Source organism: Martelella sp. HB161492 (genome assembly GCF_013184775.1).
Lineage (GTDB): Bacteria > Pseudomonadota > Alphaproteobacteria > Rhizobiales > Rhizobiaceae > Martelella.
This window is the reverse complement of record NZ_JAATVV010000008.1, coordinates 15,041-29,405: the sequence shown is the minus strand read 5'-3', so window position 1 is coordinate 29,405 and position 14,365 is coordinate 15,041. Positions and strand designations below refer to the sequence as shown.

Below are 14,365 nucleotides of genomic sequence, written 5' to 3'. Positions count from 1 at the left end.
CGGCGGCGCGCTAGCCGCCGGTGACATTCATGTGGCGTTTCACCGCCACCCTGGCGCGGTGCTCGTCCAGCTCGAAATTATGTTCGAGCGGCTTCAGCGAAATGGCCCGGTCGATGGCAGCGTGCAATTTGTCATCATCGTCAGTTTCGCGCAGAACCTTGCGGAAGTTGGCATTGTCATCCTGACCGAGACAGAGATAGAGCATGCCGGTGCAGGTGAGCCTGACGCGATTGCAGCTGGCGCAGAAATTATGGCTGAGTGGCGTAATGAAGCCGAGACGGCCGCCGGTTTCTGCGACCGTGACGAAACGGGCCGGGCCGCCGGTCGCATGCGGGCTGTCGGTCAGCGTGTAGCGCTCGGCAAGGCTGGCGCGCACCTTGGACAGCGGCAGATATTGCGCTGAGCGGTCCTGATCGACGTCCCCCAGCGGCATGGCTTCGATCAGCGTCAGCTCCATCCCCTCGCCATGCGCAAATTCCATCAGCGCCGGGATTTCCCGTTCGTTGACGCCGGCAATGGCGACGGCATTGAGCTTGACCTTCAATCCGGCCTTCAGCGCCGCCTGCAGGCCGTTGAGCACCTTTGGCAGGTCGCCCCAGCGGGTGATCGTGCGGAATTTCTCTGCATCAAGCGTGTCGAGGGAGACATTGACCCGGCGCACGCCCGCAGTGAACAGGTCTTCCGCATAACGGTGCAGCTGTGAGCCGTTGGTGGTCAGCGTGAGTTCGTCGAGACCGTTGCCAAGCCGTTTTCCAAGCCCCTCGAAGAGGTGCATGACATTCTTGCGCACCAGTGGCTCACCGCCGGTCAAACGCAGCTTTGTCACGCCGCGATCGATGAAGGCGTTGCACAGCCGCTCCATCTCCTCCAGTGTCAGCAGGTCGCGCTTCGGCAGAAATGTCATGTTTTCCGCCATGCAATAGGTGCAGCGGAAATCGCAGCGATCCGTCACGGAAACGCGCAGATAGGAGATCGTCCGGCCGAAACTGTCGACAAGCGGCGGACGTTCGCGGTTTCTGACCGGCATTACAGGTGCAAGTAAACTGGTATCCACTGGCGCATCTCTCCTTCTCCGGGGAAAATGTCGTTTGACTTGGCTGCGGTCAAGGGTGAAGACAAACAACAGGGTGTGAACGCAGTCGTGAAGGATCCTATGATTATCGAACCGACCGAAATCCGGATTTCCAAAGATCGCCGCCAGATGACCGTCAGCTTTGCCGATGGCAAAAGCTTTTCCATTCCAGCCGAAATGCTGCGCGTGCTTTCGCCTTCGGCGGAGGTGCAGGGACACGGTCCGGGGCAGAAGGTGACAGTGCCGGGCAAGCGAAAGGTCGAGATCATCACCGTGCAGCAGGCCGGCAATTATGCCGTACGGATCGGTTTCGATGATCTGCATGACAGCGGCATATTTACCTGGACCTATCTGCGCGAACTCGGCGAGACCGGCGATGTTCTTTTTGCCGCCTATGAAGCCGAGCTTGCCGAAAAGGGGCTCAGCCGCGATCGCTGAAGGCCTTCAGCGCTTTCATCTGCCGGTCACGCGCCCTGGCTAGTCTTGTACCGTCTCGTAAACAGGAGGGCCCTGAATGAAGATCATTGAAACGGTCGAACAGCTGAAGGCGATCTATGGCGCGCCGGGGGAGGCGTCGCTGGCAAAGGTGACGCCGGCGCTGACGGCCGAATATCGCCGGATGATCGAGGCGTCGCCCTTCGTCGCACTGGCAACCGTCGGGCCGGAAGGGCTTGACTGCTCACCGCGCGGTGATGCCGGATCCGTGGTGCGGGTGGCCGATGAGAAGACCCTTCACCTGCCTGACTGGCGTGGCAATAACCGCGTTGATTCGCTGATGAATATCGTGCGAGATCCGCGCGTCGCGCTGATGTTTCTGGTGCCGGGCTCGAACAATGCCATGCGGATCAATGCCCGCGCCGTCGTCAGCGTCGAGCCGGCGCTGCTCGAAAGCTTCGAGATGGACGGCAGGCATCCGCGCAGCGTCATCGTGATCACCATCAACGAGGTCTATTTCCAGTGCGCGCGCGCCCTGATGCGGGCCGAATTGTGGAACCCTGAGCGCTTCGTCGATCCGAAGACACTGCCGACACCGGGCGAACTCACCCGCGCGGCAAGTGTCAGCGATTTCGATGCTGAAACCTATGATGCCGAATGGCCGGAGCGCGCGGCGAAATCCATGTGGTAAAAGACCGTCAGCCCTTTTTGTCCGGCGCGGGAAGCTCGAGAACGGCACGCTGGGCCGGTGTTTCCGCCGGTGGCGCACGGCCGAACAGACGGGCAAGCCAGGCAAGCGACGGCGTTTCCTCGCAGATGGTCAGCAGCGCAATGGCGATCGGAACACCGAGGAAGGTGCCGAACAGACCCCACATGAAGGTCCAGAAGAAAATCGAGAAGACGACCATGAAGGGTGAGATTGACAGGAGCGAACCCGAGACCAGCGGCTCAACATAATTGCCGATGGTGAACTGGATCAGGTTCAGGCAGATGAACAGCGCCAGGGCAGTTTGCCAGTGCTCGAACTGGATCACTCCATAGGCGGCCGGGAATACCGTGGCGATGACCGAACCGATGAAGGGAATGTAATTGAGCGCAAAAGCGATCACGCCCCATTCCACCGCATAGTCGAGGCCGAGGATTGTTGCCACGGCCCAGAACAGAAAACCGGTCAGCGCGCTCATTTCCGTGCGCACCAGCATGTAGCGGGCGAATTTGCGCGAGGTGGCCCGGGCAACGCGGAGCATGGTCTCGGCCATTTGCGGGTTGTGAAGCGTATCGATCTTGCCGCGCAGTGCGTCCAGTTCCGCCAGGCCAAGTGCCACATAGGCCAGAACCACCAGCCAGAAGCTTAAGGTCGTGCTGGCCTGGCCGGTGATCTGCTGCAAGGTCCGCACCAGAAGGCCGACGTTGAAAACATCATTCAGGGATGTTGCTGCGGTGATGCCCTTCGAGCTCAGCCAGCCGGTGAGTTCCTGATAGGCGACCTGCAATTGCCAGGCGGCGCCGATAAAGGTGGTCGCGACCCGGGAAAAGCCCCAGACCACGAGCATGGTGAAGGCAAAAAAGATGATGATGGTCGAAAGCAGTGTCAGCGCCAGCGCCAGCATGGATGGCATGAAACGCTGAAGCCTGCTTTTCAGCGGCCAGGTGACGGCAATGATGAACAGTGCCAGCGCGAAGGGCTTCAGAAAAGACCCCGCCCAGTTGATCGCGAATAAAAGAACAAGAACAAAGATAAGGGCGACGGCGACAGAGGCGCCGCTACGCACCGGTGACGGGCGCATTTCGTTCATGATGTCTCTTCATTCGCCTGCTTGAGCGGTCATTCACAAGACTGTATCGTCTGGTCCGGGCCGGCGCAAGCCGGCGCGAAGCATGGCGCAGATTCTGCTGGGTGCCCGATTGCCATAATTGCGCTTGTATGTGGTGGCTGGGGCGCCGGGGATATGCGCTTTGCAAGCGAACCGCGTGCGGATCGTCTGGCGGTTGTTCTTCCGGTAGAGCTGCGTCCTTGCAATCAACGTGTTTGGGAGGCTTGATGGTCGTTGTTGTTAGCTATGCCACCGAGAATTTCTCGCAGGCGGCGGCGCTCTTGAAGAAAAGTTCAAAGCATTTCGGAGTTCATGATGTCAGGGTTTACGGGCCTGGCGACGCAGTCATTGCAGACCTTCGTCGTGCTCAGCCGGAGATCATGGCGCAGCCTCGAGGCGCCGGCTACTGGCTTTGGAAGCCATTTATCATCGCTGATGTGCTCTCAAAGGTACCGGATCAAGAATTTGTTTTATACCTCGACAGCGCGATGACTTTTGTTGGCGATCCCTCCTGCCTCACGAGAGCGCTAGGCAGTGACGATATCTGCCTTTTCCAGCAATATCCGGCTTTTAGTGCTCGAATGTCCATGTGGACCAAGCGAGACTGTTTTGTCGCGCTCGACGCAGACACCGAAGAATACTGGTCGTCGGTGCAGCTGGCTGCATCCTTCCAGCTCTACAGGGCGGGCGCGCGGGCCCGTGAATTCGTCTCTGCGCTCGGTGTTGCCTGCTGCGATCGGCGGGCGCTCACTGACGAGTCCAACCAGCTCGGAAAGCCAAACCTGCCTGACTTCGTGGATCACCGTCATGACCAGTCAGTGCTGACAATTCTTGCCCAGCGCGAAGGTGTCAGGCTTCTGCCTGATCCGAGCCAGTTTGGTCCCTGGTGCAGCGAAGATAAGCCTCCTGCCGGTTTGTGGCAGGTTTTTCATCAGCATCGAAGCCGAAAACTGTCGCTGAAGAAATATATCCGGGCGCGCCTGCGCCGTGACTACACAGGCGGGAGATACTTCTTGTAGTGTCTGGTGACCAAGATTCGTCTGGTCGGCGGGACGTTACCTGTTTGTCCTGTTTGGGGATGTTATTGGCAGCCCACGAAAGAAATCGCGGGCAATATACCTGTGGGTTTGCGTACGCGACGGGAAGGCGAGGCTATGGTGGGTAATCTCAAAGCGATGTGTCATCCGGGCGAGGTGCTCGAGTTCTGGTTCGAGGAACTGACACCGGAAGACTGGTTCGCGCCGCGCGATCCGGCAGGTCTGGATGCGATGATCCGCGCGCGGTTTTTGTTGACGCATCTGGCGCTTGCGCGCGATGTCGAACCGCTGTGGCGGTCGAAACCCGACTATCATCTGGCCGCAGTGCTGGTTCTCGACCAGTTCCCGCGCAACATGTTCCGTTCAACCCCGCTGGCCTATGCCACCGACATGCTGGCGCTTCGGGAGGCGAAGCTGGCGGTTGCCAGCGGTGCCCATGAAGCGGTGGCGAGTGTTCGCCGGGTCTTCTTCTTCATGCCTTTCGAGCATTCCGAGCAGATCAGTGATCAGGAGCGCTCGGTCCATCTGTTCGAGACCATGGGAGAGGTTGCCGAAACCTTTGTCGACTATGCACGGCAGCATCGCGATCTCATTGCCCGTTTCGGACGTTTTCCGCATCGCAATCAGATCCTGAGACGCCGTTCGACGCGGGCCGAACTGGCCTATCTGGCCAGTGAGGCAGGGCAGGGCGGATTTGGTCAGGGGCAGGACTGAAACAGACCTTCGGATGACATGTTGCTGTACGCTTTGTCTGTCAGCCTCGATCTTGAAGACTAGATGCTATGGACTTTGCTCAGCGATGATCCATCATTCCGGGCATTCATTGCGCTCACCGCTTCTGGCGGGAAAATATGGAGCATGACTTGAAATTAGATGCCGCATTTATGCCCTTGCGCCTGAACAGCCGTCATTTTGGCGCGTTCCTGCTGCTGGTCCTCGCTTTGACCCTTGGTGCGGGCCAGCCTGTTCTTGCGCAGACACCTGATACCCAGAGCAATGTCGATCGGGCGAATGCGACGGTAGCGTCGGATCCGTTTATCGATGAGAAGGCGCAACAGCTCGATACTTTCGCAGCCACCTATGCGACGCTTGACAAGAAGATGCAGGAAAGCGGCCTCAGTGATGACGAGCTCGCCAGCCTGCAGACGACTGCCGATCAGCTTGACAGCGACCTTAACCAGCTCTCCCTGGATATCGAAGCCAAGCTCAATACGGTTCGCGACCAGATCGCCGAACTGGGCAAGGCGCCGGGTTCCAATGATCCGCCAGAACCCGCTGTGACCACCGACCAGCGCAACCAGCTGATCGCTGAGCGGTCGGAACTGAGCGCTCTTTCGGACAAGGCGACCAAGCTCGCCGCATCTGCAGTCGAGGCATCGAAGAAGATCGCCACGATGCGGCGTGACCTGTTTACCGATGCACTCTTTGCCCACACTAGTCTTCAGGATCTGTTTGCGGCCGACTTCATCTCATACGTGCAGCAGGAATATCGGAATTTTCAGGCATCCTATGGCGCATGGTTCCGCTATATCTGGAAGGAAAGGCGGGTGCAGCTGGTGCTGGCGCTGGGTCTTTCCGCACTTGCCGCCTTTTTGTTCAGAAGCGCCACCATTGCCTTGATGCGGCGGCGGCTGGCGCAGATGGTGTCGGAGGACGACAAGCCCGATTTCTTCATCAAGCTGGTCACCGCAGCCTATTCGACGGGGCTGCCATCACTGGTGATCGCCGCCTTCCTGGCGGTGTCGTATCTGCTGTTTTACGGCCTCGATGTGCTGGTGCCCGATGTTCAGCAATTCGTGTTCACCACCTATAAGGCCATCGCCGTCATCTTCTTCGTCTTTCTCTTGACCCGTAATGTGCTCTCTCCCGGTGATCCCGCCTGGCGGCTGATCCCGATGCGCACCAGTGCCGCGCGCAAGCTGCACTGGGCGATCACGGCGATGGCGGCGATCAACTGGGGCGACCAGATCATTGACGTTCTGAACGAAACGCTGGCGGCGGATCTGGCGCTGGAAGCGGTGCGCAGCTTTGTTGCCGCGATCCTGATTGGGCTTATTCTCGTCGCCGTCTCCTTCATCAAGCCGTTTCATGGCGATGCGATGCGTCAGCGCACGCGTGCCGTCAAACTGCTCTGGCCCTCGCTGATGGCGAGCCTGATCCGGCTGGCGGGTTTCTTTCTGCTGGCCTGCGCGATTACCGGCTATATTGCTCTGGCGCGTTTCATTGCCATGCAGGTGGTACTGACCGGTGCGATCCTGTCGACGGCCTATGTCTCGATCCTGCTCGGCAATGCAGTGTCGCAGCCCGGCACCATGCTCAGAACCGATCAGGGGCGCAGGATTGCCGAGAGGTTCAAGCTTTCCCCGGTGCGTATCGATCAGATCTCGCTTCTGGCCGGATTGGCGATCTATGCGCTCACCGTGTTGATCGGCATTCCCTGTCTGCTGGTCGCCTGGGGGATGCGCCTTGCCGAGATCAGGCTCTGGGCGGCCAAGCATCTCACCTCGGTAACCCTCGGCTCGATCACGATTTCGCTTGGCGGCATCCTGCTGGCGATCATTCTGTTCGTCGCCGGCTATCTTCTGACCCGCTGGTTCCAGAAGTGGTTTGATGACAATGTGCTGCTGCGTTCGCGTGCCGATCCGGGTGTCAGGAATTCGGTCAAGACCGGGATCAACTATCTCGGCATCCTGCTGGCCGTGCTGGTGGCCATTTCGGCGGCCGGCGTCAACCTGTCCTCTCTGGCGCTGGTGGCCTCGGCACTTTCGATCGGTATCGGTTTCGGCCTGCAGACCATCGTCCAGAACTTCGTTTCCGGCCTGATCCTGCTGATCGAGCGGCCGTTCAAGGTCGGCGACTGGATTGTGTCGGGAACGACGGAGGGGTTCGTGAAGCGCATTTCGGTGCGCGCGACTGAGATCGAGACCTTCCAGCGTCAGTCGATCATCGTGCCGAATTCCGAGCTCATCAATGCATCCGTCGGCAACTGGACGCATCACAATCACATGGGCCGGTCGGAAATTGCCGTCGGCGTGTCCTATTCTTCCGATCCGCGCAAGGTGATGGATATCCTGCTTGAGCTTGCCAAGGCGCATCCTCTGGTGCTCGCCAACCCCGAGCCTATGGTGATCTTCAACGGTTTTGGTGACAGTTCGCTTGATTTTGAGCTGCGGGTCTATCTGGCCGATGTCTTCAACGGCATTCCGGTCAGGAACGATCTCCGGGTGGCGATCTTCGAGCGGTTCCGCAAGGAGAACATCGAAATTCCGTTCCCGCAGCGCGATCTTCACATCATTACCGATCGTGATGGCGAGGAGGCTGCGGCGCTGGCAGCTGAGATCAGGCGTCGTTCCCAGCCGATTGATGAGAACCCGAACCCCGCTTTCGATCACCCGGATGCCGGCAATGATGACAGTGGCGGGCGCTGAGCGCAGCCGCCGAATTTGACGGAGCCGCGTCGCGTCGGCGGCGAAGCATGTCGCAAACGAACTCTTGGCCCGCCCGTCTTGCGTTGCATAGTCGATGAAGGCGGGCTGGAACTGCACGCCCAACATGAAGATGAGGCGGAGCAAATGAGCATGAGGACAAGAGCGGTCGTCATCGGCGGTGGCGTGGTTGGTGTGTCAACCCTCTACCATCTGGCAAAGAAGGGGTGGAGTGATGCCGTCCTGATCGAGCGCAAGGAGCTGACCTCCGGCTCGACCTGGCATGCCGCGGGCCTGCTGCCGCTGTTCAATATGAGCTATTCCGTTGGCCAGCTGCACAAATATTCGGTCGATCTCTATTCGTCGCTTGAGGACGAGACCGGTCTGAATGTCGGCTTCTCGAAGGTGTCGAACATCCGCCTCGCCATGTCGAAAGACCGGATGGATGAATATCTCTATTATTCCGGTATCGCCGAAACGATCGGTGTCGATGTGAAATTCCTGACGCCCGAGCAGGTCAAGGAGGTCTGGCCGCTCTGCGAGACGGATGGCCTGCTCGGCGCAATCCAGCATCCTGACGATGGCTATATCCAGCCGGCCGACCTGACCCAGGCGCTTGCCAAGGGGGCGCGTGACCGCGGCGCGAAGATCCTGCGCAATACAACGGTGACGGCGATCAGCCAGAATGACGACGGCACCTGGCAGGTGGAGACGGACAAGGAAAGCTTCACCGCCGACCACGTGATTTCCTGCACCGGCAGTTTCGCCCGCAAGACCGGCGCCATGGTTGGCATCAACGTGCCGGTCATCCCGGTCGAGCATCAATACATCGTCACCGAGCCGCATCCGGCTATTCTGGAACGCAAGAAGCAGGGCCTGCCGGAAATGGGTGTCCTGCGCGAATCCGACAGTGCCTGGTATATGCGCGAGGAAGCAGGCGGTCTGATTCTCGGGCCCTATGAGGCCGGCGCGCCGGTCTGTTATGTCGACGGGCCGTCCGCCGACAGCGAATATGAGCTGTTCCAGGAAGAGCTCGACCGGTTGATGCCGCATATCGAGACCGCCTTCGCCCGCGTGCCTGCCTTTGCCGAGGTCGGCATCAAGAAGGTCTATAACGGAGCCATTGCCTATACGCCTGATGGCAATCCGATCGTCGGTCCGGCGCCGGGCCTGAAAAATTTCTGGCTCAATGAGGGTCATTCCTTCGGGATTACCGCCGCGGGCGGTGCCGGATGGCAGCTGGCCGAATGGATCGTCGAGGGCGAGCCGACCGTCGACCTTGCCGGTGTCGATCCGCGCCGGTTTGGCCCCTATGCCACCGAAGGCTATCTGATCGCAAAGAACGAGGAAGCCTATGCCAATGTCTTCACCATGCACTACCCGGACGAGGAGCGGGCAGCAGCACGGCCGCTGAAAACATCGCCGGTCTATGGACGGCTGAAGGCACTCGGCGGCGTCTTTGGTTCGGTCTTTGGCTGGGAGCGCGCCAACTGGTATGCCCCGGAGGGCTATCAGCTCGATGAAAGCGAACTGGGTGTCGGGGCGGATGTGCTCACCAATCATAATCACGCCGAGCCGCTGGATGATGGCCGTATTGTCGAGAAGTGGTCGTTCCGCCGCTCGAATTATTTCGAGCATGTCGGCAACGAGGTGAAGCATGTGCACGAGCATGTCGGCGTGCTCGACATGACGCCCTTTGCCAAGATGGAGGTGTCGGGCCCGGGGGCGAGGGCATTTCTTGACAGTATCTTCGCCAATGCGGTGCCGAAGAAGCGCGGCCGGATCGCGCTTTGCCATCTGCTTGGCGCGCAGGGCGGCGTCAGGGCCGAATTCACACTTTATGAATGGATGCCAGGTCGCTTCTACCTCGTCTCGGGGGCGGGGCTCGAAAGCCATGATCATGACCTGTTGATGCGGCTGGCACCGAGCGATGGCTCGGTGACATTGCGCCCGATGACGATGGAAATGGGCGTTCTGGTGGTTGCAGGGCCAAAGTCGCGGGATCTTCTGAAGAAGCTGACCCGGACATCGCTTGAAAATTCCGATTTCGGCTGGCTGACCGGCCAGCAGATCGCGATCGGTGCGGCCACGGCGCATGCGCTCAGAGTGAATTTCGTCGGTGAGCTGGGCTGGGAACTGCATCATCCGATCGCGATGCAGGCCTATATTTTTGACCGGTTGATGGAGGCCGGCGCCGAATTCGGCATCAAGCCTTTCGGTATCCGGGCGATGAATGCGATGGCGCTTGAGAAATCCTACCGCGCCATGCAGCGGGAAATGACCATCGAATACACGGCCTACGAATCAGGGCTCGATCGCTTCATCAAACCGCAGAAGCCATTCATCGGCCGCGATCAGCTGCTGAAAAAGAAGGAGGAAGGGCTTGGCGCCATCTTCGCGACCTTGCTGGTTGAGGGCAATACGGACGTCGATGCGCGCGGTTCCGAGGCGATCTATGCTGCCGATGGAACGCTTGCCGGCCGCGCCACCCAGGGGGGCTTTGGCTGGCGAATCGGCAAATCAATCGCACTTGCGATGCTCGCTCCGGCCTATGCGACAGCGGGAACACGGCTTAAAATCAAGATCCTTGGCGAACTCTATGATGCCACCGTGGTTGAGGAGAGCCCGTTCGACCCGGACAATCTGGCGCTGAGGGCCTGAGGCGGAAAGGGCTTGGTGCTGGCTGAGGCAGGCACGGAGGCTGGTGGTGGCAAAAGTTTGAAAAAGCCACTTGCAAAGCGTGGCGCAGCACCGTAAATGGAGCGCCATGTCTGGAACCGGATCGCCGAATTGGCGAAAACGGAAGAGGCAAAGGGGTATAGCTCAGTTGGTAGAGCGGCGGTCTCCAAAACCGCAGGTCGGGGGTTCGAGCCCCTCTGCCCCTGCCATTTCGCTTGCAATCTGCTTTACTGCGCAGCTTGTATTCAAGCGTATAATTTCGGGTATTGCCGTTTTTCCTCTTGTGATTTTGAAAAACGGTGCTATGTAGATCAAAACAGACGCGCGGTGCGTGGGGCTGGCTCATGCCGCTTTACGTGCCGTAATGGTGTGGGCAGTTTATGGCATCGAAATCCAATCCATTCACGTTTCTGCAGCAGGTTCGCTCCGAGACGGCCAAGGTCGTCTGGCCGTCGCGCCGGGAAACCATGATCTCGACCCTGATGGTGTTCGTTATGGTGGTTGCTGCGGCGTTGTTCTTTTTCGCTGCTGACCAGTTGATGGGCTGGGGCCTCAGCTTTGTGCTGAATCTCGGCAATTAACAGGCGGGGAAAACAAGATGGCGATGCGCTGGTATATTGTTCATGCCTATTCCAACTTCGAAAAGAAGGTGGCAGAGGCGATTGAGGAGAAGGCCAAGCAGAAGGGCCTCGATCAGTATTTTGATCGTATCCTCGTTCCGACCGAGAAGGTCGTTGAGGTTCGTCGCGGCCGCAAGGTTGATTCGGAGCGCAAGTTTTTCCCGGGCTATGTACTGGTCCGGGTTGATATGAATGATCAGGTGTTCCATCTGATCAAGAACACGCCGCGCGTGACCGGGTTCCTCGGCAGCGAGCAGAAGCCGGTACCGATCCCGGATTCCGAGGCTGATCATATCCTCGGCCAGGTTCAGGAAGGCGTGGAGCGCCCGAAGGCGACCGTATCCTTCGAAATTGGCGAGCAGGTGCGTGTTTCCGATGGTCCGTTCGCTTCGTTTAACGGCGTCGTCCAGGATGTGGATGAAGAGCGCGCCCGCCTGAAGGTCGAGGTTTCGATCTTTGGCCGCGCAACGCCGGTCGAGCTCGAATACGGGCAGGTCGAAAAGGTTTAAGTTCCCTTCGGGGTATTCGCGTGGAAGGGCAGGGGTCTCAAGCCGGGTCCTGACAGTTCCGTACCACGCAACCGCAGCCGCTGGCGAAAGCCGGCACCAGGGCCGGGTCTTCCGGTCGAAACAGGAAAGGCAGAGTAATGGCTAAGAAAGTTGCAGGCCAGCTCAAGTTGCAGGTTCCGGCAGGTTCGGCGAATCCGTCGCCGCCGATCGGTCCCGCTCTTGGTCAGCGTGGCATTAACATCATGGAATTCTGCAAGGCGTTCAATGCCGCTTCGCAGGAAATGGAAAAGGGTATGCCGATCCCGGTCATCATTACCTATTTCCAGGACAAGTCCTTCACCTTCGTCATGAAGCAGCCGCCGGTATCTTACTTCCTCAAGAAGGAGGCCAAGATCAAGTCGGGCTCCAAGACGCCGGGCAAGGCCAAGGCAGGTTCCATCTCCGCAGAGCAGGTCCGCAAGATCGCCGAAGCGAAGATGAGTGACCTCAATGCTGCCGATATCGAAGGCGCAATGCGCATGGTTGAGGGTTCTGCCCGCGCCATGGGCCTGGAAGTGACGGGTTGATTGCCATGACCAAGATTGCAAAGCGTATTCAGAAGACCCGCGAAGGCGTTGACCCCAACAAGCTTTACTCGCTGAGCGAAGCTGTTGCCATGGTCAAGGAACGTGCCGTCGCCAAGTTCGATGAAACCATCGAGATCGCAATGAATCTCGGCGTTGATCCGCGTCACGCGGACCAGATGGTCCGCGGCGTCGTCAACCTGCCGAACGGCACTGGCCGTACGGTTCGCGTAGCCGTTTTCGCACGCGGCGCCAAGGCTGATGAAGCCAAGGCCGCTGGTGCCGATATCGTCGGCGCCGAAGAGCTGGTTGATCTGGTTCAGGGCGGCACGATCGATTTCGACCGCTGCATCGCCACGCCGGACATGATGCCGCTCGTCGGTCGTCTCGGCAAGGTTCTCGGCCCCCGCGGCATGATGCCGAACCCGAAGGTTGGCACGGTTACCATGGATGTGACGGCTGCCGTCGAAGCTTCCAAGGGTGGCGCTGTCGAATTCCGCGTCGAAAAGGCCGGTATCATCCATGCGGGCGTTGGTAAGGCTTCCTTCGGTGCTGAAAAGCTCGAAGAAAACATCCGCGCCTTCGCTGATGCTGTTGTCAAGGCCAAGCCGGCTGGCGCCAAGGGTAACTACCTGAAGCGCGTTGCCCTGTCCTCGACCATGGGTCCGGGCGTCAAGGTTGACCTTTCGACGGTCAGCGTCTGATTTGATTTCGGAAGCCTGGCTTTACAGGCTTCCTGACGTGTTTTCCGGGCTCCAGGGCCCGGAAAAACTCCGGGATTTATCCCGGTTTCCTGTCCGAGATTGCAGGTGGGCAACCTTAATCCATCAGCCTGCATGAGACGGGTGAGACCGATTTTACCGTCATTCTTTGCGGAGGTTCCGTGATTTTGGCGAGGAATTTGGTTCGAACCTGGTTGTGCCTTGGGGCTCGTTCTTAGAGCGTGCCGAAAGGGGACAGGATCCTCGAGCGTCGCTCGGGATCTTCGCGGTAACGCCAAGTCCCGCGCGGCAAAGGCAAACCCGACAGGGCCAGTTGGTCCTGTCAACTGGAGATAGGCAGTGGAAAGAGCGGAAAAACGCGAATTCGTCACGGAGCTGAACGAAGTCTTCAAGGCTTCCGGTTCAGTTGTTGTGGCCCACTATGCCGGTGTCACGGTTGCGCAGATGAACGACTTTCGTTCGAAGATGCGCGTTGCCGGTGGCACGGTCAAGGTCGCGAAGAACCGCCTGGCCAAAATTGCCCTTCAGGGTACGGAGTCCGAGGGAATGACTGACCTGTTCAAGGGTCAGACGCTCATCGCTTATTGCGATGACCCGGTTACGGCTCCGAAGGTCGTCATGGATTTCGCCAAGACCAACGACAAGCTCGTTGTTCTGGGCGGTGTCATGGGGGCAACCGTGCTCGACGCGGAAGGTGTCAAGTCGCTCGCGACCATGCCTTCGCTGGACGAGCTGCGTGCGAAGCTGGTGGGTATGATTCAGACCCCGGCTACCCGCATTGCAACGGTTGTCGCAGCGCCTGCAACGCAGCTTGCACGCGTTTTCGACGCCTACGCCAAGAAGGACGAAGCCGCTTGAGGCGGTTTTTCGCTGTTTATGAATTTCGAACCAGTTCGAACCAAACACACGAAGGAATGATAACATGGCTGATCTCGCCAAAATCGTAGAAGACCTCTCCGCCCTGACGGTTCTGGAAGCTGCTGAGCTTTCCAAGATGCTCGAAGAAAAGTGGGGCGTTTCCGCCGCTGCTCCGGTTGCTGTTGCAGCTGTTGGTGGCGCCGGTGCTGCTGCTGAAGCCGTTGAAGAAAAGACCGAATTCGACGTTATCCTGGCTGAAGCCGGCGCTAACAAGATCGGCGTCATCAAGGAAGTTCGCGCCATCACCGGTCTCGGCCTCAAGGAAGCCAAGGACCTCGTTGAAGGCGCTCCGAAGGCCGTCAAGGAAGCCGTTTCCAAGGCTGAAGCTGAAGAACTCAAGGGCAAGCTGGAAGCAGCTGGCGCCAAGGTTGAGCTCAAGTAAGCTTTTGGTTTCAGGGTTGCGGGTGGTTTTGCCACCCGCGATCCCGCTCTTTTCTACCCGAAGTCATTACCCAAAGGCCCCCAGACGGGCCTTTGGGTAATGGGTTCTCAAGAAGACCCCCTTTATCGTGACGGAGCCGACTGGCCAGCGGTGACCGTCTGTTGCAGGCCCGGATGCAGTTTGACAAGG

14 protein-coding genes and 1 tRNA gene are annotated in these 14,365 nt (G+C 59.0%); 13 read left to right on the top strand and 2 right to left on the bottom strand.

Annotation, left to right across the window (positions count from 1 at the left end):
- Positions 1-10: 10 nt before the first annotated feature.
- The gene (gene moaA, locus HCK86_RS14345; protein WP_176085355.1) at positions 11-1,027 is read right to left on the bottom strand and encodes a GTP 3',8-cyclase MoaA; all 1,017 of its coding nucleotides are present in this window, start codon (positions 1,025-1,027) and stop codon (positions 11-13) included.
- A 126-nt stretch (positions 1,028-1,153) separates the two neighbouring features.
- On the opposite strand from moaA, the gene HCK86_RS14340 reads away from it, so the two are divergent.
- Positions 1,154-1,510 (top strand): DUF971 domain-containing protein, encoded by a 357-nt coding sequence (locus HCK86_RS14340; protein ID WP_176085165.1) that lies wholly within the window; start codon positions 1,154-1,156, stop codon positions 1,508-1,510.
- A gap of 76 nt (positions 1,511-1,586) precedes the next feature.
- Positions 1,587-2,198 carry a pyridoxamine 5'-phosphate oxidase family protein gene (locus HCK86_RS14335; RefSeq protein WP_176085164.1) on the top strand — a complete coding sequence of 204 codons (612 nt, stop codon included), beginning with the start codon at positions 1,587-1,589 and terminating at the stop codon, positions 2,196-2,198.
- Positions 2,199-2,205: 7 nt separating this feature from the next.
- On the opposite strand, the gene HCK86_RS14330 is transcribed toward HCK86_RS14335, so the two are convergent.
- A complete protein-coding gene (locus HCK86_RS14330; RefSeq protein ID WP_246739615.1) occupies positions 2,206-3,303 on the bottom strand; it encodes an AI-2E family transporter in 1,098 nt (365 codons plus the stop codon).
- Positions 3,304-3,548: 245 nt separating this feature from the next.
- Between HCK86_RS14330 and HCK86_RS14325 the strand changes: the two genes are divergently transcribed.
- The 11 genes from HCK86_RS14325 (at position 3,549) to rplL (ending at position 14,176) form a co-directional block, all read left to right on the top strand.
- Positions 3,549-4,340 (top strand): hypothetical protein, encoded by a 792-nt coding sequence (locus tag HCK86_RS14325; RefSeq protein WP_176085163.1) that lies wholly within the window; start codon positions 3,549-3,551, stop codon positions 4,338-4,340.
- Between the two features lie 135 nt (positions 4,341-4,475).
- Positions 4,476-5,072: a DUF924 family protein gene (locus tag HCK86_RS14320; protein ID WP_176085162.1), complete on the top strand. Its 597-nt coding sequence runs from the start codon at positions 4,476-4,478 to the stop codon at positions 5,070-5,072.
- A gap of 149 nt (positions 5,073-5,221) precedes the next feature.
- A complete protein-coding gene (locus HCK86_RS14315; protein ID WP_176085161.1) occupies positions 5,222-7,786 on the top strand; it encodes a mechanosensitive ion channel domain-containing protein in 2,565 nt (854 codons plus the stop codon).
- Positions 7,787-7,930: 144 nt separating this feature from the next.
- A complete protein-coding gene (locus HCK86_RS14310; protein WP_176085160.1) occupies positions 7,931-10,444 on the top strand; it encodes an FAD-dependent oxidoreductase in 2,514 nt (837 codons plus the stop codon).
- A gap of 151 nt (positions 10,445-10,595) precedes the next feature.
- Positions 10,596-10,671, top strand: a tRNA-Trp gene (locus HCK86_RS14305).
- A 171-nt stretch (positions 10,672-10,842) separates the two neighbouring features.
- Positions 10,843-11,043 carry a preprotein translocase subunit SecE gene (secE, locus tag HCK86_RS14300; RefSeq protein WP_176085159.1) on the top strand — a complete coding sequence of 67 codons (201 nt, stop codon included), beginning with the start codon at positions 10,843-10,845 and terminating at the stop codon, positions 11,041-11,043.
- 17 nt (positions 11,044-11,060) lie between these two features.
- Positions 11,061-11,591 carry a transcription termination/antitermination protein NusG gene (gene nusG / locus HCK86_RS14295; RefSeq protein WP_141150495.1) on the top strand — a complete coding sequence of 177 codons (531 nt, stop codon included), beginning with the start codon at positions 11,061-11,063 and terminating at the stop codon, positions 11,589-11,591.
- A gap of 137 nt (positions 11,592-11,728) precedes the next feature.
- Positions 11,729-12,157 carry a 50S ribosomal protein L11 gene (rplK, locus tag HCK86_RS14290; RefSeq protein ID WP_141150494.1) on the top strand — a complete coding sequence of 143 codons (429 nt, stop codon included), beginning with the start codon at positions 11,729-11,731 and terminating at the stop codon, positions 12,155-12,157.
- Positions 12,158-12,162: 5 nt separating this feature from the next.
- Positions 12,163-12,858: a 50S ribosomal protein L1 gene (gene rplA, locus HCK86_RS14285; RefSeq protein ID WP_176085158.1), complete on the top strand. Its 696-nt coding sequence runs from the start codon at positions 12,163-12,165 to the stop codon at positions 12,856-12,858.
- Positions 12,859-13,215: 357 nt separating this feature from the next.
- Entirely contained in the window at positions 13,216-13,734 is a 519-nt protein-coding gene (rplJ, locus tag HCK86_RS14280) for a 50S ribosomal protein L10 (protein ID WP_176085157.1), read from the top strand.
- A 64-nt stretch (positions 13,735-13,798) separates the two neighbouring features.
- Positions 13,799-14,176: a 50S ribosomal protein L7/L12 gene (gene rplL / locus HCK86_RS14275; protein WP_176085156.1), complete on the top strand. Its 378-nt coding sequence runs from the start codon at positions 13,799-13,801 to the stop codon at positions 14,174-14,176.
- Positions 14,177-14,365: the final 189 nt, after the last annotated feature.

Excerpts from the sequence above, each read along its gene's own strand:
- moaA (WP_176085355.1), bottom strand. The coding sequence starts at position 1,027 with ATGCCGGTCAGAAACCGCGAACGTCCGCCGCTTGTCGACAGTTTCGGC.
- HCK86_RS14340 (WP_176085165.1), top strand. The coding sequence starts at position 1,154 with ATGATTATCGAACCGACCGAAATCCGGATTTCCAAAGATCGCCGCCAG.
- HCK86_RS14335 (WP_176085164.1), top strand. The coding sequence starts at position 1,587 with ATGAAGATCATTGAAACGGTCGAACAGCTGAAGGCGATCTATGGCGCG.
- HCK86_RS14330 (WP_246739615.1), bottom strand. The coding sequence starts at position 3,303 with ATGAACGAAATGCGCCCGTCACCGGTGCGTAGCGGCGCCTCTGTCGCC.
- HCK86_RS14325 (WP_176085163.1), top strand. The coding sequence starts at position 3,549 with ATGGTCGTTGTTGTTAGCTATGCCACCGAGAATTTCTCGCAGGCGGCG.
- HCK86_RS14320 (WP_176085162.1), top strand. The coding sequence starts at position 4,476 with ATGGTGGGTAATCTCAAAGCGATGTGTCATCCGGGCGAGGTGCTCGAG.
- HCK86_RS14310 (WP_176085160.1), top strand. The coding sequence starts at position 7,931 with ATGAGCATGAGGACAAGAGCGGTCGTCATCGGCGGTGGCGTGGTTGGT.
- secE (WP_176085159.1), top strand. The coding sequence starts at position 10,843 with ATGGCATCGAAATCCAATCCATTCACGTTTCTGCAGCAGGTTCGCTCC.
- nusG (WP_141150495.1), top strand. The coding sequence starts at position 11,061 with ATGGCGATGCGCTGGTATATTGTTCATGCCTATTCCAACTTCGAAAAG.
- rplK (WP_141150494.1), top strand. The coding sequence starts at position 11,729 with ATGGCTAAGAAAGTTGCAGGCCAGCTCAAGTTGCAGGTTCCGGCAGGT.
- rplA (WP_176085158.1), top strand. The coding sequence starts at position 12,163 with ATGACCAAGATTGCAAAGCGTATTCAGAAGACCCGCGAAGGCGTTGAC.
- rplL (WP_176085156.1), top strand. The coding sequence starts at position 13,799 with ATGGCTGATCTCGCCAAAATCGTAGAAGACCTCTCCGCCCTGACGGTT.